This is a genomic window from Cohnella lupini, assembly GCF_003386205.1.
In the GTDB taxonomy this organism is placed as follows: Bacteria; Bacillota; Bacilli; order Paenibacillales; family Paenibacillaceae; genus Cohnella; species Cohnella lupini.
In genome coordinates this window covers 437860-456702 of sequence record NZ_QRDY01000003.1, presented here as the reverse complement: position 1 = coordinate 456702, position 18843 = coordinate 437860, and the positions used below count along the sequence as shown (strand labels likewise).

16 protein-coding genes are annotated in these 18843 nt (G+C 51.4%); 2 read left to right on the top strand and 14 right to left on the bottom strand.

The genetic code is table 11. The features are described from left to right. Positions 1-44: 44 nt before the first annotated feature. The 4 genes from DFP95_RS08995 to DFP95_RS08980 form a co-directional block, all read right to left on the bottom strand. Entirely contained in the window at positions 45-578 is a 534-nt protein-coding gene (locus DFP95_RS08995) for an NADPH-dependent FMN reductase (protein WP_115992247.1), read from the bottom strand. 148 nt (positions 579-726) lie between these two features. Then, positions 727-1695: a 6-phosphofructokinase gene (gene pfkA, locus DFP95_RS08990; RefSeq protein ID WP_115992246.1), complete on the bottom strand. Its 969-nt coding sequence runs from the start codon at positions 1693-1695 to the stop codon at positions 727-729. Positions 1696-1732: 37 nt separating this feature from the next. Beyond that, a complete protein-coding gene (locus DFP95_RS08985; protein ID WP_115992245.1) occupies positions 1733-2812 on the bottom strand; it encodes a tetraprenyl-beta-curcumene synthase family protein in 1080 nt (359 codons plus the stop codon). Positions 2813-2834: 22 nt separating this feature from the next. Next, positions 2835-3179: a hypothetical protein gene (locus tag DFP95_RS08980; RefSeq protein ID WP_245987480.1), complete on the bottom strand. Its 345-nt coding sequence runs from the start codon at positions 3177-3179 to the stop codon at positions 2835-2837. 183 nt (positions 3180-3362) lie between these two features. Between DFP95_RS08980 and DFP95_RS08975 the strand changes: the two genes are divergently transcribed. Together DFP95_RS08975 and DFP95_RS08970 are read left to right on the top strand one after the other, a co-directional pair. Further along, entirely contained in the window at positions 3363-4661 is a 1299-nt protein-coding gene (locus DFP95_RS08975) for a multi antimicrobial extrusion protein MatE (RefSeq protein WP_115992244.1), read from the top strand. Between the two features lie 35 nt (positions 4662-4696). Continuing rightward, a complete protein-coding gene (locus DFP95_RS08970) occupies positions 4697-5857 on the top strand; it encodes an MFS transporter (RefSeq protein WP_115992243.1) in 1161 nt (386 codons plus the stop codon). A gap of 537 nt (positions 5858-6394) precedes the next feature. On the opposite strand, the gene DFP95_RS08965 is transcribed toward DFP95_RS08970, so the two are convergent. The 10 genes from DFP95_RS08965 to DFP95_RS08915 all read right to left on the bottom strand — a co-directional run bounded on the left by DFP95_RS08965 (position 6395) and on the right by DFP95_RS08915 (position 18777). Beyond that, the gene (locus tag DFP95_RS08965; RefSeq protein ID WP_115992242.1) at positions 6395-7732 is read right to left on the bottom strand and encodes a hemolysin family protein; all 1338 of its coding nucleotides are present in this window, start codon (positions 7730-7732) and stop codon (positions 6395-6397) included. 325 nt (positions 7733-8057) lie between these two features. Continuing rightward, positions 8058-9371: a replication-associated recombination protein A gene (locus DFP95_RS08960; RefSeq protein WP_115992241.1), complete on the bottom strand. Its 1314-nt coding sequence runs from the start codon at positions 9369-9371 to the stop codon at positions 8058-8060. 75 nt (positions 9372-9446) lie between these two features. Further along, positions 9447-10505: a CotH kinase family protein gene (locus DFP95_RS08955; protein ID WP_115992240.1), complete on the bottom strand. Its 1059-nt coding sequence runs from the start codon at positions 10503-10505 to the stop codon at positions 9447-9449. A gap of 230 nt (positions 10506-10735) precedes the next feature. Beyond that, positions 10736-10948: a hypothetical protein gene (locus tag DFP95_RS29605; protein WP_147304152.1), complete on the bottom strand. Its 213-nt coding sequence runs from the start codon at positions 10946-10948 to the stop codon at positions 10736-10738. Between the two features lie 322 nt (positions 10949-11270). Then, positions 11271-12032, bottom strand: coding sequence for a tRNA threonylcarbamoyladenosine dehydratase (locus DFP95_RS08945; protein ID WP_115992238.1), 762 nt, complete (start codon positions 12030-12032; stop codon positions 11271-11273). 17 nt (positions 12033-12049) lie between these two features. Further along, positions 12050-13894 (bottom strand): aspartate--tRNA ligase, encoded by a 1845-nt coding sequence (aspS, locus tag DFP95_RS08940; protein ID WP_115992237.1) that lies wholly within the window; start codon positions 13892-13894, stop codon positions 12050-12052. Continuing rightward, positions 13891-15180, bottom strand: a complete 1290-nt coding sequence (gene hisS / locus DFP95_RS08935; RefSeq protein WP_115992236.1) for a histidine--tRNA ligase — start codon at positions 15178-15180, stop codon at positions 13891-13893. Before hisS ends, aspS begins: the two co-directional genes overlap by 4 nt. A gap of 671 nt (positions 15181-15851) precedes the next feature. Then, positions 15852-16037 carry a hypothetical protein gene (locus DFP95_RS08925; RefSeq protein ID WP_147304151.1) on the bottom strand — a complete coding sequence of 62 codons (186 nt, stop codon included), beginning with the start codon at positions 16035-16037 and terminating at the stop codon, positions 15852-15854. A gap of 64 nt (positions 16038-16101) precedes the next feature. Further along, on the bottom strand, positions 16102-16548 hold the full coding sequence (gene dtd / locus DFP95_RS08920; RefSeq protein ID WP_115992233.1) for a D-aminoacyl-tRNA deacylase: 447 nt from the start codon (positions 16546-16548) through the stop codon (positions 16102-16104). Positions 16549-16587: 39 nt separating this feature from the next. Further along, complete coding sequence (locus tag DFP95_RS08915; RefSeq protein WP_115992308.1) at positions 16588-18777, bottom strand: RelA/SpoT family protein; 2190 nt, start codon at positions 18775-18777, stop codon at positions 16588-16590. Positions 18778-18843: the final 66 nt, after the last annotated feature.

Below are 18843 nucleotides of genomic sequence, written 5' to 3'. Positions count from 1 at the left end.
AAAAGCTGACGTTGTGAAATTCACGTCAGCTTTTGTGACATTGCCTAACTTCTCAAGAGGCCCGCTAGCTTTACGAAGGTATTCAGAACTCGATCGACCCGGGCTTTGACCGAGGGCTGGAAAGGTTCGCCGGTCTCGTCGAAGCGGCGTTGGTCACCGCCGATACTTATCCATTCCGGGCAATTGACGCCGTGAACGTTACGGACGATCGCTTGCAGATGTTGTAACGAGCTAACGCCAACGGCACCGCCTGCCGAGCTTACACATAGTACCATTTTACCGCTGAAATGGTCCCCGTCCAAGTAATCCAGAGCATTCTTGAGCACTCCGGACACGCTGCCGTGATATTCCGGCGTTGCGAGCACGATCGCATCCGAGGCTGCAACCAAGTCCGATAGCCGCGCGACCGCTTCGGTTTGTACATCCGCATCCGGATCGTAGAAGGGCAACGGCTGAAGGTGCATATCCCATAATTCCACCCGATGTCCGCTAAGCGCGAGTCTGTCTCCCACATATCGGGCCATAGCCGTGCTGGAAGAAATGCGCCGGTTCGAGCCGGCTATAATGACGATTTTCATAACATTCCGCCTTTGTTATACTTTATATACATGTTAGTATCATAAGGCAAGAAATGTCAAAGTAATTTTGTTTTTTCGATGCAAGAATGCCAAAGGGACTGTAAGGAGGACCGATCGGTCCTCCTTAGCAGTCCCTTTGTCCGTTCTATTATTGCGCAAGCCTAAGCGCGAGATTGTATAGATCCAGATTGAACGATTTTTTCGTGGTCACCACTTTATCGATATCGGTAGCGACGAATTCGCCTTTGACGATTCCGATCCCCTTGCCCGAATCGCCTTCCTGCAGCCGTTGAACGGCATAGTCTGCAAGCTGGCTGGCCAAGATGCGATCATTGTGGGTCGGAGCGCCTCCGCGTTGAATATGTCCCAGAACGGTGACCCGCGGCTCGATGCCGCTGTATTCCGTGATGTTCCTGGCGACTTCCTCTCCGGAACAAACTCCTTCGGCTACGACAACGATGCCATGGCGTTTGCCCTTCTGGAAGTTATCGCGCATTCTAAGAGAGATATCTTTAATATCGAAGGGCACTTCCGGAACGAGAATCGCCTCCGCGCCGCTAGCCAAGCCTGCATAAAGCGCGATGTCTCCGCAATGGCGCCCCATGACCTCGACGACGGAGGATCTCTCGTGGGAGGTCATCGTATCGCGAAGCTTATTGATCGCGTCTACGACGATGCTGACCGCCGTATCGAATCCGATCGTGAAGTCGGTAAACGGAATATCGTTATCGATCGTCCCCGGCAAACCCATCGTCTTGATTCCTAGCTTGCTTAGCTTGTTAGCTCCTTGGTAAGAACCGTCTCCGCCGATGACGACCAAACCGTCGATACCCTGTTCCCGCAGTACCTCCGCTCCGCGTTGCTGGCCTTCGGGCGTCATAAATTCTTTGCATCGAGCCGTTTGTAGAATGGTTCCTCCGCGTTGGATGATATCTCCGACGCTGCGCAGATCCATCGGCCTAAGGTCTTGATTCAACAATCCTTGATATCCGCGTTGAACTCCGAATACTTCTAGCCCGCGAAATAAAGCGCTTCTTACGACGGCTCTTACGGCAGCGTTCATCCCTTGCGAATCCCCGCCGCTTGTCAAAACCGCTATTTTTTTAACTGCAGTCATTTCCGTTTCCTCCTAAATGTCTCAATACGATTACGAGTTACATGGCTTTTCTTATCCAATGGCTATTCAACCAGAAAAACACTCTCGTCCAAGGGCTTCCCTTCATAAGAAGCTTAGCCGTTCTGCGAACTTCGTACTGATCCCGCACTTTGGGATCGGATAAGTATAAGGCAACGAGGCCTTCCACGATCATCCTGTGAAAATGTCCGAACGGCAGCTCGTCGGCGGATTTTCTGGCCGCTTGAACCATTTGGCCCATTCGCTCATTAAGCGTATTCTGATCGTCGTAGTAGCTGCAGAAGTTCAAATCCCCGCCGATCTCATCCTCCGCTTGGTCGATTAAATAATCGAGCAGAATGTGCAATCCGCATATGGAAGGAAAATAATGGGCTCTGATCGCGTCCGCTTGCTCCGCATCCAATGACGGGTCCGTTGCGGATAGAAACAGCATGAACATTCCCAAAGTGGACCCTGTAGCGGCCGCGAATTCGTTCCATTTCAAGTTAGGATATCTCGACGAATATTGGGCCCACCAATTAAGCAATTCCGATTCCCTCTTGGAATGGGTAATATGCTTGTAGACCTGTAAATCCGAATAAAGCCGCACCAATTCGACGACGTGATTCTTAACATGGCGGTAGGAAGGCAATTCGGCGATCGAATTCCTGCATTGCTCCACAAGCGCCGCTAAATATCCGCCATCGTCCTGCTCTTCTCGAAGAGCGTAATAATTCGATATCGGTAATTCAGGAGTTACCGCGTCGATCATGCTTTGATGAAGCAGCCGGAAATCTTCCGCGTCCAACGAAGTGCTCCGATCGCATAGATTGTCCAAATAATCGCTTATCGTCTGCAGCGCTACAATCAACGGAATGAGAACATGACGCTGTTCCAGGTTAGCTGCCGCATACACTCCGCCGCCTTCGCAATGGAATTGCTTCGCATTCATGCTGTCGAGAGCTTGCTTGCGCAGCTCAAGATCGGGAATAACGTTGGCCTTTGCTCGCCATCGTCCCAATTCTGCTCGAACCTCGGGCAAAATGTACTTGTATACTCTTCTCATCAGCGAGATCGGTCCGCGTGGGGACCGCCCTGCCAATAGGTTCGGGCTCTTCATGTCGGTGGTCCTCCGCTTTGCTCTATCCGATATGCATCTTAGCGTCGCCGTCCAAATCCTGTTGGGTGCGGAACCAAATGTTCAGGTCATTGATTCGACTTGCCAGATCGGCGATATCTCCGTTTATAAGACAGGATCTTACAAAATCGTCTTCCTCGAACAACTGCTGCGTTTTCGCTCTGATCATGGCCTCGAAGCGCATGATATGATCCGGAATGCCTCCGCGAATCATTTCCCATTTTTCCAATATCGCGGTCTGATGCTCAAGACTCAGTTCTTCCCAATCGCTTTCCAGGCAAGGAATCGATATTCCGTGCCTCTCGCTATATTCGAACTGGCTGTCCAGCCACCCTTTATTTCCCCGCATCCGTTTTCACCCGATTTTCATCTAGTGCCTATCAAAAAGCATTATTCTTTAATTTATCATTTCGCAACGTTGAAATCCAGCTTTATTGTCTCAATTCTTGCCCCGATTCCCGTCGAATATCTGATATAATACTAGCTATCCGAATGAACGGCACAAGTCATATCGCTTTTAAGGAGCTTATTTATGAAGCCTGATAACGAGCCGGTCTCGCTGAGACGGCTTTTCCTGTTTTTCATTCCTATGGGTCTATCCGTATTAATGATCAATCTCTCCCACGTCATTATCAACGGCACGCTGGCCAGATCGAGCAATCCGGAGATCATTCTCGCAGGTTACGCCCTTGCGATGAGCTTGCTCGTCGTAACGGAGAAACCTGCCGTGCTCTTCCGGCAAACCTGCTCCGCTCTCGTGAGGGACCGCATCTCTTTCCGCGCCGTAAGGCAAGTCAGCTTCTACGTATTCGGAGCCGCCCTCGTCTTCGGCGGGCTTGTTGCCTATACTCCGCTCGGGCATTGGATATTCGGCGGTGCTTACGGGGCGGATCCGATCGTCGAACGCGAAGCGGTCCATGCTTATTACGCTTTAATGTTCCTCTCCGTTTTCTCCGGAATACGGTGCTTATACCAAGGAGTAATCATCTATAAAATGCGCACTCGATGGTTGACGATCGCGATGATATTCCGATTAGGCGGCATGTTCCTGTTATCTCAGTACTTCTTGCGGATCGGCGTAGACAGCGCCCTCCAAGGCACGGTTATATTCGTATTCGGTATGATGATCGAAGCATCCATCAGTTGGTGGGAATCGGGCAAGTTGCTGAAGGAAATGCCCGAGAGAGCGGAGGATTGCGATGTTTCCAAGCCTAAACAGGTAACCGCATTCTATAATCCGTTGCTCTATTCCTCGCTTATCGTGGTCTGGTTATTGCCGATCTTGAACGCGCTGCTCGGAACGACCGAAAGAGGTACGCTGGCGGTGGCATCGTTCGCGGTCGCGGGGAGCTTAATGAACTTGGTACTGGGTTTCTTCACCTATTTCCATCAAATCGCGCTGTTGTTCGTTAAGAGCAATCCGGAAATCGTACGTAAATTCACGCTTATGTTAGGCTTCATCCCGCCGATGCTATTGCTGCTCATGGCATTTACTCCGATCGGTTCATGGATGTTCTCTCATATCCTCGGAGTCAAAGGAGATTTGCTCCAAGCGTGCATCCACGCGCTTCGCGGCTTCTTCCCTTTCGTATTCGTGTTCCCTTGGCTGGATACGTTAAACGGAATAGTCATGGCCAATGGAGAAACTAAGCTTATGTTCGGCTCCCAGGTTGCCAACGCCGTAGTTACGGCGATCTTGATCGTCGTTCTGGTCGTGCTATTGCCCGGCTGGAACGGAGTTCTAGGTTCTCTGTCGCAATCGGGCGGCATTATCGCGGAGTTGGTATTCCTCGCTTGGCTATTTCGTCGCAATCATCGCTCGACTGCTTAATACAGACCGGCTTCAAGAACAGGAGAATTTGCGGCATGGATCAATCCCGAGCTTTAAAAGGGCAACTTACTCTATTACGAACGATGCAGTTCGCGAATTACGCGACCATGGTGCTGCTCGTAGCTTACTTCCCGCTCTATTTCGAAAGCTTGGGATTCACCAAGCTGCAGATCGGAGCCATCTATTCCGTCGGACCCTTGTTATCCATCGTATCCAATATCGCCGTCGGCATCATCAGCGACCGAACCAAGAATCTTCGCCGCATTCTTAGTCTCCTTTACTGCGTACAGATTCTCGCTCTTGCTTTGCTGTTACCGCAGAAGGAATTCGGAATCATGGCCGGAATCATGGCGTTATTTTATTTGTTCCAAACTCCGATCAACTCCATGCTGGATAGCGTATCCTTGCTGGCGGCCGATCAGATGAAGCGCACTTTTCCCTCTATACGCATGTTCGGCTCTCTCGGATATGCCTTAAGCGCGGTTGCGTTCGGTTACTTACTGAAATTATACGGCTCCGATCTGACCATCGCACTTGCATTGGGTACGATTATTTTCTCGATGATCTTCTCCCTTTTTATCGGGGACTTCCAAGCGACGTTGAAAAAATTCGAGTTCAGCGGCTTGTGGGGACTATTGCGCAAGAGAGAAACCCTTGTGTTCTTCCTGTTGATCATGTTTATATCCGTGGGTCATCGGATGAACGAGGGATTCCTGTCCATTGCCATGAGGGAAATCGGAGCGAGCGACTCCGTCATCGGTTATGCTTCTCTGGCATCGGCCGTGAGCGAGATTCCTATGTTCTTCCTGCTCGCGAAGTTCGGACACCGTTTCCGGGAGCTGCCTCTTCTTGCCATAGCCAGCTTTTTCTATGTTATACGGCTGGGATTGCTTAGTTTGGCCAACGAGCCTTGGATGATGGTAGCGTTGCAGATGATGCATGCCGTAACCTTCGCTATCTTCTACATTACCGCGTTACGTTGTCTTCAGGGCTTGATTCCCGATGAATACAGATCCTCCAGCCAGGCCGTATTCGCGGTCGTCTGGTCCGGCTTGGCGGGGCTCATTGCGGGGACGCTAGGCGGTTGGCTGTACGACGCCTTGGGACTGGCATACGTATTCCGCGTCGGAGCTTTGTTCGCATTGGCCGGCGCCATAGGCTTCCTGCTCGTCCATCTTCGCCGCGGCAGCGTTTGATCTTGCCTCCGGTACGACAAATTCCTATAAAGCACTGGAGAATTGAATCCAAGTAAAACGGCTATGCGTCCTTAGGACGGCAGGGTACGCTGTGCTACGTAGGTACCCGCTTGTTCAGTACAATTCCGGATAAATGCGTGCCGGCGGTACTAATTGACTCATAGTAGCCTTATGAAGGAAAACGCGCGACGATGTGCGATATGCCAAAATTTAATATCTGCTATTAAGTGGCGTAGCAAAAGTTGTAAGTAAGATGGTAATCATCGTTATTCAAGATAATGAGCCATATTGGAGGCAAAGTAGGATGAAGAACATCGCTATTGATCGAATTTTCGGAAGGAATACAATAAATTTAGAACAATAGCGATATTAAACATCCTTATCCAGCTTATATTTTGAATTCGCATTGAAATTACATTGAATAACATCGCTATTTGAAATCTACAAATCCGTTATTTTTCAAAATTCTATAATTTCAAAAAAGCGCCGGATCGGGAATAAACCCGATCTGGCGCTTTCTATAAGAACTTATAAGCGTTATCCCGTTTCCGCTTGAGCTTCCCAGCTCTCATGGTCCGAGCGGGTCACGGCTATCCTCGATATTCGCAGGTGATCCGTTTCCTCGATCGTGAATTTGAAGCCTTCTTCCGAGACGACGTATTGATTTTTCTTAGGAGGATTCTCGATCTGGGAATATATCCAGCCCCCGATCGTGTCGTAATCGTCGGTGGAGATATCCAGTCCGAAGAAGCTGTTCACTTCCTCTATTAGCATCATCCCGTTGATCGAATACGTGTTGTCGTCCCGCTTCTCCACGTCCGGCCGCTCTTCGTCGAATTCATCCTGGATTTCTCCTACGATTTCCTCCATGATATCCTCCAATGTGACCAATCCGGAGGTTCCGCCGTACTCGTCGATCAGAATCGCGATTTGCGATTTTCTTTTCTGCATGAGTTTAAGCAGCGTACTGATCGGCATGCTTTCGGGAACTGTCGTCATCGGCCTCATCAGATCCCGAATATCGTGAATCGAATTGTCGGGCACTTTCAGTAAATCCTTGATATGAACGAAACCGATAATGTTGTCCTTGTCTTTCTCGCAAACCGGATACCTCGTATGCATCTCGCGAAGGGCGATACTCTTATTCTCCTCGAACGACAGATTGCCGTATAAACAGCTCATCTCCGTTCTAGGGATCATAATTTCCCGGGCATTCGTTTCGGCGAATTCGAAAATGTTATCCATTAGCGTCAATTCGGTCTTATCGATCAACCCGCTCTTGTGGCTCTCCTTCACCAATATCCTTATCTCTTCCTCGGTATGCGCCGAAGAGGAAACTTCCGAGGTGTCGATTCCGAACGGCTTCATGACAAGTCCAGCCATTCCGTTAAGAACCCAAATGAAAGGGCTCATCACCTTGCGGAAATAGATAAGCGGCGTAGCCGTCCATAACGTAACCATCTCCGCTTTACGAATGGCAACAGATTTAGGAGCGAGTTCCCCGAACACGATATGAATCATCGTAATGAAAGTAAAGCCGATGATAAACGATAACGGGTGCACCAGATTGTCGCTCAAGTTCATCGCCGTAAACGCCGGCTCGAGAAGTCTGGCGATGGTCGGCTCGCCGATCCATCCTAGACCGAGAGAAGTGAGCGTAATTCCAAGCTGGCAAGCTGACAAATAAGCATCAAGATGATCCATCAGATGAGAAGCGACTTTCGCTTTCTTGTGTCCTTCTTGCACCATAGTATCGATTCTTGAACCGCGCGCTTTCACCATGGCGAATTCCGCGGCGACGAAGAAGCCGTTCAGAAACACCAGAGCGAAAATCAAGACCAAGTCCACGCTTAATGGTATGGGGTCACCGTCCAAATATTCCCTGACCTCACCGTTTGGAGAGGGCAGGTACACCTCCTTTATATTATGAAAAATAACAATAACAAACCGATTATAATAAAATAGACATATTGCTTTACTATAGCTTAGACGGTTTGCGGTCGTCCGTCAAACGACGTATGACCCCGTAATCAGCCGTAGTACCCATCTCTATTCGCTTGAGCCTGCCACCTATGCCGATTTTTCGAACGAAAAGGCTATATATTCCCGAATCCAACGATTTGAGCCGAATTGATGATTAATTGTACATTAGCCGGTTAACCGATTCGTTCGTCCTGTGCTGATCATGATGACGGAAAAATCATTTTCGTTTCGCTCTGCGTTTCGCTTGATTCTGACGAATTTTATCTTCCATTCCCTGTTCCGTCGCTTCGTAGAAAACCTTACTTGTCAGCTTGTCCGGAAAATAATTCTGCTCTACGTAGTGCCCCGGAAAATCGTGCGGGTATTGGTATCCGACATGTCCAAGCTTCTTCGCTCCGCTATAATGGCCATCTCTAAGATGCATCGGCACTTCGGCGGATTTGATCGAATCGAACGACTCCATGATCTTTCCTATCGTGACAGCGATCGCGTTCGACTTAGGGCTCTCCACGGCGAATAGAATTGCTTGGGATACGATATACTTGGATTCCGGCCAGCCGATTCTATGATAGGCTTCCATTGCGCTTACTGCTTGTACCATCGCCTGCGGGTTGGCAAGACCGATATCCTCGCTGCAAGCGACGGTTAATCGCCGCAGGAATACCATCGGATCCATTCCAAGCTTCTCCACCGCGTAAAGGAACCAGAACAACGCGGCATCGCTCGAGCCTCTCACGCTCTTGTGGAAAGCCGATAAAACGTCGTATTGCGTTGACTCGTCCGCAATAACCGTCGGTTGGCGTATGGATTCCTCTGCGACCTCCATCGTTAATCGCACGGTACCGTCGAGCTCCGATGGCGTCGTCACCGCCGCCAGCTCCAATGCCGTTAAAGCCCGGCGTATGTCTCCGTTAGCCATTGAAGCGATATGTTCCAGCGCGTCCTCTTCCGCGACCAGCTTCATGAATCCAAGTCCTTTGACGGTATCGGAGAGCGCCCTGCGTATCGCAAGCAACGAATGCTCCTTCGTCAACGGCTCCAGCCGGAACAGCGTGGAACGGGACAGCAAAGCTCCGTTTACGGAATGAAACGGATTCTCCGTCGTTGCGCCGATAAATATGATAATCCCGCGTTCGACGGCGGGAAGAAGAGCGTCTTGTCTCGCGCTATTGAAACGATGTACCTCGTCAAGGAACAGGATCGTTTTACGTCCGTACATGCCCTTATTCCGTTCCGCTTGCTCGATGACCTCCCTAACGTCCTTCACGGAAGCGTCTACGGCGTTCAATCTAACGAAGTCTCCCTTGGTCTGCTTGGAGATAATATGAGCCAACGTTGTTTTGCCGCAGCCCGGAGGACCGAACAGCAGAATCGACGATACGACGTCCCCTTCGATCGCTCTCCTCAGCAATTTCCCTTGGCCGATGAGATGCTCTTGTCCGATATAATCCTCAAGCGTCTCGGGACGCATCCGATCGGCCAGCAATCGGGCTTGCGGCTCCGCTTCTTCGCGGAAGCTGAATAAATCCATTCCTTACCCCGCCTTTCTCTTCCTCCCATCATAGCAGAAAGAGATATGGACAGGAAGCGAATCGGAACATATGTTCTAGCTTAAATATGCCATCTCCTTTTTCACGATCGAACGTCTTTCCTTGATGTAATTATGAATAACTCCCGATTCGCCCAGGAAGTCTGCATAAGACCATTTACGAGCCCTGTCTTCCCTAATGTAAGGAGAGATCTGCCCGAGCATTCGATTAGCGAGCGGCATTATTCTGGTTTCCGTAAACGGGCCAGCAAGAGCTGTCCTTAGCGTACTTTGATATTGATTCCTGAAGCTCGAGTATTTCAACATTTTACGGGTCAGAAAATTATATCCGGTTACCTGAACCATATCGCTATCTACGAGACGCCCATAACAATTGCGACCCCACGTGCCTTCATAGTCCCAAGGAATCATTCTGAACTTATCCGTGCCGCCGCTTCGGTAGATCGCGTAATTTTGCTCGAATCCATCATAATTACCCGTTAATACTGCGCCCGTTAACCACCGAAGATAGTTGCTTACGTCCAAGCGCGATCGAATGAAAGACTCCGCTTGTTTCCCATTTCGAACATTAATTCCTTTGATAAACGCGGCTAGTTTGACTTTTTCGGAAGAGTCCCCGAATCGATGCTCGTAGCCAGATGTTAGTGAAGATTTCAATCGATCTGAATCGGGGGAATACAATCCGAAATCAGCCCGATTATTCACGGCGTAAAACAAGGAAGAAGCTCCGATCTTTCTTTTTCGGAAAAACGATCTTTCAACCGCTTCTATTTCAAGATAAACGCCGAGAGAACGGCCATTCATTTTGAGCAAAACATGTTTTGCTTTTTGCGTTGGCACGCCGATCATCGGAAAGAAGGCAAAAGACAAGGCATTGCGGATTGCCGAAGGATCGTCGAATTCCGCATTGTAATGAACGGTTTGATTTTTGTTCACGACCTCGTAAGAACGTTTGGGATAATCGCGAGTATGGCCGCCGCGATGCCGGATCTTCACCGAAACCGCTACTCCGTTAACGGTCATCTTTGCCGGTACGAATTCGTCGTTCCACAAATTTTTCTCCAGCTCCCAGCTTGCCGCATCGCTAATCGTGATCGCCCTTATAGGTATAGGCATAGGTCGCCTCCCTTGCTTATCCGCCTCGAATCATCACGATCAGCGTATGTCTCCCCGTCATTCGCGGAAACGGCATTCGTCTATGAGCCAAACCAAAAAAGAAAAGGCTTCCCGCAGCAGCGGCTTGCACTCTGCTTCGTTAGCCTCCCAAAGGACCATATATACCTTGCGCATTATCGCGCGTTGCCGACCTATCTTACGGCGTGCCTGTAAGCTCGACCTTCGGTAAATTAGTTTTTACCGCCTTCCGAACGCCCACCCGTGCGTCCGTTACTCTGGCCGCCCAAACGGCCTCCGCAATGTCCGCAACTTTTGTTTCCGCCGCCGATACCGCCTAAGCCGAGTCCTCCCCATTGCCCCCAGCTTTGATGACAATGTTGCCTATTCGCGTTTTCTTGAGGGCCGATGTTGTTCAGACCTTGGCTACGTTGCTCGTTATTCATATTTTCAGTGCCTCCGACGGTCCTTCTCTTTTTCGGTTTCCAGCACTTGCACACGCGGTGTACGCGATGCGGGCCGTTATTATTGTTTCCGTGCAATTTCATGCTCAATGAGCTACACCTCCCAGTTGATGATTATTCAATCTATGAAGGGTTGGCCGATAACGATAGGGACAAGCGTAGAAAAACGCATAAAAAGGCTCGCCTTCTCGATTATTCGCGGAATTCAAATCCATTAAAAAAATAGACCCTTGCGCGAGATGATTCGCGTAAGGGTCTTTACGAGTCGGTATAACGGAATGATATTCAGCGGAAGGCCGACACGTCATTCATAAGGTTTGTCTATATTGGCCAGAAGTTCCTTGAACACGACGCTGACCATGATCAAGCCGGCGACTGGAGGAACGAACGCATTGCTCGAAGGGGGCTGCTGAGCCTTGCGAATATCTTTAGGCGCCGTATCCGGCACGATTTTCTTCGTTACGTCCACTCGCGGTTTGATTGGGAGCTCGGTAGAGAAAACAACCTGCACGCCTCTCTTGATTCCTTCGTTGCGAAGCTTCTTCCGAATAACCCTGGCTATCGGATCCACGGTCGTCTTCGAAATATCAGCCACCTGAAACCGGGTCGGATCCATTTTATTGGCCGCTCCCATACTCGAGATGATCTTAATGCCCCGATCCAGACATTGCTTGATCAAATGGATCTTGTAAGAAATCGTATCCGAAGCGTCCACGACATAGTCTAGCGGATACTTGAACAGTTCCTCGTACGTTTCTTCCGTATAGAACATTCGCAGCGAGATAACGTCGCACTCTGGATTGATCAGCTTGATGCGATCTCTCATCAGATCCGCTTTGGGCTGGCCGACCGTCGTCGTTAAAGCATGAATCTGGCGATTCACGTTCGTGATGTCTACGACGTCCTTGTCGATCAGGATGATTCGCCCGATGCCCGAGCGAGCCAGCGCTTCGGCGGCAATTCCGCCTACGCCGCCGATTCCGAGGACGGCGACCGTGCTTCCTTTAAGCAACTCCAGCCCCTCCGGCCCGATAGACAATTCCGTTCTGGAGAATTGATGCAACATAAGTACGCTCTCTCCTTTTAACCTTGGCTCTGAACGGCAGGCTCGCCGCTTTCAACGGAGTCAGCCACGGCAGGCGCGGTTTTCGTTTGCGCGGCGATCGCTTTAGCCGACAGACGAACGTGCAAGTCGTCCAATTGTCGTTCCGTAACCGGTGAAGGAGCGTCGCACAATAGGTCCGTTGCGCTGGCCGTTTTCGGAAACGCGATCGTTTCGCGCAGGTTCGTGCGTCCAGCTAGAAGCATGATCAAGCGATCCAACCCGAACGCGATGCCGCCATGCGGAGGAGTACCGTATTCGAACGCGTCAAGGAAAAATCCGAATTTCTCTTGCGCTTCCTCTGCCGAGAAGCCGAGCGCTTGGAACATTTTCTCTTGAACGTCGCGACGGTAAATCCGCATCGATCCGCCGCCGACTTCATAACCGTTAAGGACGATGTCGTAAGCCTGCGCGCGAATCGCTCCCGGATCCGTATCGAACAACGGAAGATCTTCGTCGGTTGGACGCGTGAAGGGATGATGCTCGGCAACGAAACGTTTGCCTTCTTCGTCCCATCCGAGCAGCGGGAAATCCACGACCCAGAGGAATTTGTATGCCTTGTTGTCGATGAGGCCGAGATCCCGTCCGACCTTCTGACGGAGATTGCCCATCACGTCGGCAGCCGTCTTGAGCTTATCCGCGGAGAACGTTAACAAGTCGCCTTCTTCGACGTTCAGACGCTCGGTCAATGCCGCCTTTTCCTCGGGGCTGAAGAACTTCACGATCGGACCCTTCCATTCGCCGTCCTTCACGGTAATCCATGCGATGCCTTTGCCGCCGTAACGAGCCGCGAACGGCTGCAGGTCATCCAACTCCTTACGGCTCCAGCTAGCGCAGCCTTTGGCGTTCAATGCTTTCACGACGCCTCCGGACGCCGCTACGGAAGCGAATACCTTCACTTCGCTACTCTTTACGATGTCGGTCACGTCTTCGATCTCAAGGCCGAAGCGAAGATCCGGCTTATCGGAGCCGTATTTATGAATGGCATCGCTGTACGTCAACCGTTGGAACGGAGTCGGAATTTCGACGCCGACCGTCTCGCGGAACAATCGGGCCATTAGTTGCTCCATCATGCCAAGCAATTGATCTTGGGACAGGAACGAGGTCTCGATGTCGATCTGCGTGAATTCAGGTTGACGGTCCGCGCGAAGATCTTCGTCGCGGAAGCAACGCGCCACTTGATAGTAGCGCTCGATGCCGCCTACCATAAGCAATTGCTTGAACAGCTGCGGAGATTGCGGCAAGGCGAAAAATTCGCCCGGATGAACGCGGCTCGGTACCAGGTAGTCGCGCGCGCCTTCCGGCGTGCTCTTGGTCAGGATCGGCGTTTCCACGTCGATGAAGCCGTTGTCGTCGAGGAAATCGCGGAAGATCTTCGTCGCTTTCGAACGGAGCAGCAGCGTCTTCTGCATTTCCGGACGGCGAAGATCGAGATACCGATATTTCAACCGAAGGGATTCGTCAACTTCCACGCCGTCTTCGATCGGGAACGGAGGAGTTTTGGCCGCGTTGATGATTTCGACTTCCTCTACTTGGACTTCGATCTCGCCGGTCGCCAGATTCGGATTAAAGGTCACCGGGTCGCGCTCGACGATTTTCCCTTTGACGGCGAGCACGTATTCATTACGGGCGCGGCTTCCAAGCTCCAGCGCTTTGCCGGAGAATTCGGGGTTGAAAACGACCTGAACGATTCCCGAGCGGTCGCGGAGGTCGATGAACAGAATACCTCCGAAGTCGCGCCAGCCTTGCACCCAGCCGTTCAAGACGACCGTTTGGCCGACGTTTTCCTTGGATAATTTACCGCAATCGATGTTTTTGAGCATCATGAGTTGTTTTTCCCCTTTTCGTTATCTGTGGTCAAGTAATTTTGAATCTCGTTGCTTAGGTCCGCAAGCTTAACCGATTGCAATTGTTGGCCGTTCGAAGTCAGCCTCAGCGATATTTCCCCTCGGTCAAGCTCATCGTCCCCGAGCACGGCCGACAATCGCGCTCCGCTGCGTTCCGCCGCTTTGAATTGGGCTTTCGTCTTACGCCCCAAATAGTCGCGCTCCGCGGCGATACCTGCCATACGCAGCCGTTGCAGCAAAGCAGGCAATGCTCGCTCCGCTCGTTCGCCCAGCGCGACGACATAGACGTCGGCCGCGTTGCCGGTATCCGGCTTGATTCCTTGGCTTTCCAACAAGATCAACGTTCTCTCCAAGCCGAGGCCCAGACCTACGCCCGGCTTGTCGTCCCCGCCGATTTCGGCCACAAGCCCGTTATACCTGCCGCCGCCGCCGATCGTATCGATAGCGCCGATTCCTTGCGCCTTGTACTCGAATGCCGTATGCGTGTAATAATCCAACCCGCGAACGAGCCGGGAATTCACGTTATAAGGGATTCCCATCTCGTCCAGACATTCCCGAACCCGCGCGAAATGCGTCTCGCACTCCTCGTCCAAGCTATCCAGAATAGAAGGCGCGTTCGTAAATTTGTCTTGGTCGACTTTGCAATCCAGCACCCTGATCGGATTGCGCTCCATTCGCGTCTGGCAATCCTTGCACAACGTATCCTTGATCGGAATCAAGAACGCCAGCAACTTCTCCCGATAGATCGCCCTTACTTCCGGCGTCCCGACCGAGTTCAAATCGACCGTAACCCCTGTCAAGCCTAACTCTCGGTAGAAAGTATAGCCCAGAGCGATCACTTCCGCGTCCAGAGCAGGATCCGACGAACCTATCGCTTCCACTCCGAATTGGTGGAACTGCCGGTATCTGCCCGCTTGCGCGCGCTCGTACCGGAACATAGGACCGATATAATACAGCTTCGATACGTCGGGCTCGCCGAACAGCTTGTTCTCCACATAGGACCGTACGACTCCGGCGGTACCTTCGGGACGTAAAGTCATGCTGCGCTGCCCGCGATCCTCGAACGTATACATTTCCTTCTCGACGATATCCGTTGCTTCTCCGACTCCGCGCTTGAATAACTCCGTCGCTTCGAAGATCGGGGTCCGAACTTCGCTGAAGCGGAACCGGCGACAGATGTCGCGCGCTTTGCTTTCGACGGCTTGCCAATATTCCGATTGGCCGGGCAAGATGTCTTGCGTGCCCGGCGGTTTTTGAAACCCCATCATAATCACTCCTTATCCAGACAATAAAAAAGCTCCCGTCCCATGACGATCCTAAGATCGTCAGGGACGAGAGCGTGATCTGCATGCTCCCGCGGTGCCACCCGACATTCAAGCCTCGATATTCTTCCGAAGAATCGGAATCAATAACGGTCAGCTTGCGCTTGATCCGGTTAACGCCCGGCTACGCTTTAATGCTAATGAACGTCCGGAAGCTTGCGCTGATATCCGGCAATCTTTCGCATCAAGTTCTCGAGGGGGTCGTTCGTCCAATCATCGCCGGAAAGCTTGCAGCCTGAAGGCTTTCCTCTCTGGGGGCGTGGGGCTAGATTACTGTTCCCTGTCATCGAATCAAAGGCAAAATACAATTGTTATTAATTGTAGTCCGTAGAAGATAGCATGTCAAGGCGGCCTTGCGTTTAAAAGAAAATAACCTGCCGACGTATCGACAGGTTCAATGATTAATATATTGAAAAAGGGGGTCGTCTATAGATTAGTCTATTTACTTTAAGAAGCCGTGTATAACAGATTACAGTTTGGTTACAAAAAAGTAAGCGCTAACTTATACTTATGCGAATATTTTAATAGATTTCGGGAAAACAGCACCGCCGCGCATGCTTAAAATCACACGCGCAACGGCGCATATTGCTGCTTGTTCAATCGATATTCGCCGATTAGCCCCGTCCGCCCGGAGGCTGCCGCCGACCGTGCTTACCGCCGGCAACCGGTCCGGCTCCCAAGTCGCTCCCGAATTCCTCGCGAATCTGGCTCGACAACGCCATCGCTTCCCTGCGCTCCGGCATCAAGCCTTCCCGCATCATCCACTCCATGTTGGCTTCCTTGCGCGATTGTCTCATCACATGCCGCCATCCTTTCTTAATCAAAGAAGGGTTCGACAAGTAGTGTTTCCGTATCGCGGCTGTTTCAACCGTTCTTGCTGTCCAGGATGAGAGTGACCGGTCCATCGTTGACTAGCGAGACGTCCATCATAGCGCCGAATCTGCCCGTCTCCACCTTTAACCCCCGCGTCCGCAAGCGTTCGTTGAATCGATCGTAGAACGACTCCGCCGTCTCCGGTCTAGCCGCGCCCATGAAGTTCGGACGTTTGCCCTTGCGGCAATCCCCGTAAAGCGTGAATTGGGATACCGACAATATCTCGCCCTTAACATCTTCTACCGACAGATTCATTTTCCCGCCATCGTCCTCGAATATCCTTAATCCCGCAAGCTTGTCCGCCATCCAGTTCAAATCCTGCTCCGTGTCTTCCTGACCCACGCCGACGAGCAGCATTAAGCCAGTTCCGATAGCGCCGACGATTTGGCCTTCCACCGTCACCTTTGCTTCGGATACCCGTTGTAACACGACCTTCATCCATCTCTTTCCCTTCATCTAGCCGACTGCGTTCCTTATCTATTGCATCATCCGTTGCACGGAAAAAATATCTTTGACCCGTTTGATTTTATCGACGACGGATTGCAAATGATCCTTATTGCGGATGAGGATCGTCATATGCATGATCGCCATCTTGTTCTTGTCCGAACGACCCGATACCGCGGATATATTCGTCTTGCTTTCCGATACGGCCTGCAGCACCTCGTTCAATAAACCTCGGCGATCGTGGCCCAGAATCTCGATCTCGACGCTATAATTCGACTCGACCGCGGACTCCCAATCGACCTCGATGACGCGCGCCGCTTCTTCCCCGTCTTCTCCCGTCGGAATGTTCGGGCAATCCGTCCGATGGACGGATACGCCGCGCCCTCTCGTAATGTAACCTACGATATCGTCTCCCGGAACCGGATTGCAGCAACGGGCAAACCGTACGAGCAGGTTATCTACGCCTTTCACGCTGACTCCGTGGGTAGGACGCCGTTTCTCCGCGGCCGCTGGAGCCTTCATTTCTTTGATTTCCGTCGTCAGTTGAATTTGCTGAGCTTCTTCCGCTTCCTTGCGCAGCTTCTCGGTCAGCTTCGTGCAGATTTGGGCAGCGGTAATGCCTCCGAATCCGATAGCCGACATCATGTCTTCCGTGTCGTTAAACGTGAACTTCTTCGCGGCTTCCTGGAGCTTATCCTCGGCCATCCATTCATGAGGCTCCAAGCCGAGCCGTTTCAGCTCGCGCTCCAGCAGGTCGCGCCCCTTATCGACGCTCTCTTCCCGCTTCTCCTTCTTGAACCATTGGCGAATCTTGCTTCTCGCATGGGAGGATTGCGCGATCTTGAGCCAATCCTGGCTCGGTCCGTACGAATGCTTAGAGGTCAGAATCTCAACAATGTCGCCCGTCTTGAGCTTATGGTCAAGCGGTACGATCCGGCCGTTAACCTTGGCGCCGATCGTCCGATTGCCGACCTCCGTATGAACGCGAAAGGCGAAATCGAGCGGAACGGATCCCGCCGGCAATTCGAATACTTCCCCTTTCGGCGTGAACACGAAAACGAGATCGGTAAAAAAGTCCATTTTCAGCGATTCCATGAACTCGGCCGCATCCCTGGTTTCCTGCTGCAGCTCGATGATCTCGCGGAACCAGTTCATTTTGTCCCCGAAGCTGCCCGGCGCCACGCCTGCCGTATTTCCATCCTTATATGCCCAATGCGCAGCAATTCCGATCTCGCTCGTCCGGTGCATATCCCATGTACGGATCTGAACCTCGGTCGGCTCGCCCGTCGATCCCACGATAGTCGTATGCAACGATTGGTACATGTTCGCCTTCGGCATGGCGATATAATCTTTGAAGCGACCCGGCATCGGCTTCCACAACGTATGAATGATTCCGAGCGTCGCGTAACAATCTTTGACGTTATCGACGAGAATGCGAATCGCGAGCAAATCATAGATCTCGTTGAATTGCTTGTTACGAGTCGACATTTTCTTATAGACGCTGTATATGTGCTTCGGCCTGCCGGAAATATCGCCTTGAATGCCCATTTCCTCAAGCTTCTCGCGAATGCGTTCGATCAGCTCCGTAATATGCTGTTCCCGCTCCGTACGTTTCATTTTCATCAGATGGGCTATGCGATAATATTGCTGGGGGTTCAGAAACCGGAGGGCAATGTCCTCCATCTCCCACTTGATCGCGCTGATTCCGAGCCTATGGGCGATCGGACAGAAGATTTCCAGCGTTTCGTGAGCGATTCGGCGTTGGCTCTCTTCCGACTGGAACTTAAGCGTCCTCATGTTATGCAGACGATCCGCCAATTTTATCAAGATGACCCGGATGTCATTGGCCATCGCCACGAACATTTTGCGGTAATTCTCGTTCTGCTGCTCTTCCTTCGACTGAAATTGAATCCGTTCGAGCTTAGTCAATCCATCGACTAGTCCCGCTAAAGTTTCTCCGAATCGGCTACGCAAGTCGTCGACGGTAACGTTCGTGTCTTCGACAACGTCATGAAGCAGGGCTGCCATTACCGTAACGACATCCATCTGCATACCCATGCATATTTCGGCAACGGCCACGGGGTGTAGAATATATGGTTCACCGGATTTACGGACTTGGCCTCGATGTGCTTCTTCGGCAAATTCGTAAGCGTCGCGGATTTTCTGCAAATCTTGTTCTTTCATATAAGTGGTTGCTTTCTCAAGAAGCAGCTCCATGCCCATGCCGAATTCCTTTCCGCCGGCGCCGTGCACCGGAAGTTCCCCTGAAGTTATTGCTACCATTATGCC

Excerpts from the sequence above, each read along its gene's own strand:
- DFP95_RS08955 (WP_115992240.1), bottom strand. The coding sequence starts at position 10,505 with ATGCCTATACCTATAAGGGCGATCACGATTAGCGATGCGGCAAGCTGG.
- hisS (WP_115992236.1), bottom strand. The coding sequence starts at position 15,180 with ATGGGGTTTCAAAAACCGCCGGGCACGCAAGACATCTTGCCCGGCCAA.
- DFP95_RS08975 (WP_115992244.1), top strand. The coding sequence starts at position 3,363 with ATGAAGCCTGATAACGAGCCGGTCTCGCTGAGACGGCTTTTCCTGTTT.
- DFP95_RS08970 (WP_115992243.1), top strand. The coding sequence starts at position 4,697 with ATGGATCAATCCCGAGCTTTAAAAGGGCAACTTACTCTATTACGAACG.
- pfkA (WP_115992246.1), bottom strand. The coding sequence starts at position 1,695 with ATGACTGCAGTTAAAAAAATAGCGGTTTTGACAAGCGGCGGGGATTCG.
- dtd (WP_115992233.1), bottom strand. The coding sequence starts at position 16,548 with ATGAAGGTCGTGTTACAACGGGTATCCGAAGCAAAGGTGACGGTGGAA.
- aspS (WP_115992237.1), bottom strand. The coding sequence starts at position 13,894 with ATGATGCTCAAAAACATCGATTGCGGTAAATTATCCAAGGAAAACGTC.
- DFP95_RS08945 (WP_115992238.1), bottom strand. The coding sequence starts at position 12,032 with ATGTTGCATCAATTCTCCAGAACGGAATTGTCTATCGGGCCGGAGGGG.
- DFP95_RS08980 (WP_245987480.1), bottom strand. The coding sequence starts at position 3,179 with ATGCGGGGAAATAAAGGGTGGCTGGACAGCCAGTTCGAATATAGCGAG.
- DFP95_RS08960 (WP_115992241.1), bottom strand. The coding sequence starts at position 9,371 with ATGGATTTATTCAGCTTCCGCGAAGAAGCGGAGCCGCAAGCCCGATTG.
- DFP95_RS08995 (WP_115992247.1), bottom strand. The coding sequence starts at position 578 with ATGAAAATCGTCATTATAGCCGGCTCGAACCGGCGCATTTCTTCCAGC.
- DFP95_RS29605 (WP_147304152.1), bottom strand. The coding sequence starts at position 10,948 with ATGAATAACGAGCAACGTAGCCAAGGTCTGAACAACATCGGCCCTCAA.
- DFP95_RS08915 (WP_115992308.1), bottom strand. The coding sequence starts at position 18,777 with ATGGGCATGGAGCTGCTTCTTGAGAAAGCAACCACTTATATGAAAGAA.
- DFP95_RS08985 (WP_115992245.1), bottom strand. The coding sequence starts at position 2,812 with ATGAAGAGCCCGAACCTATTGGCAGGGCGGTCCCCACGCGGACCGATC.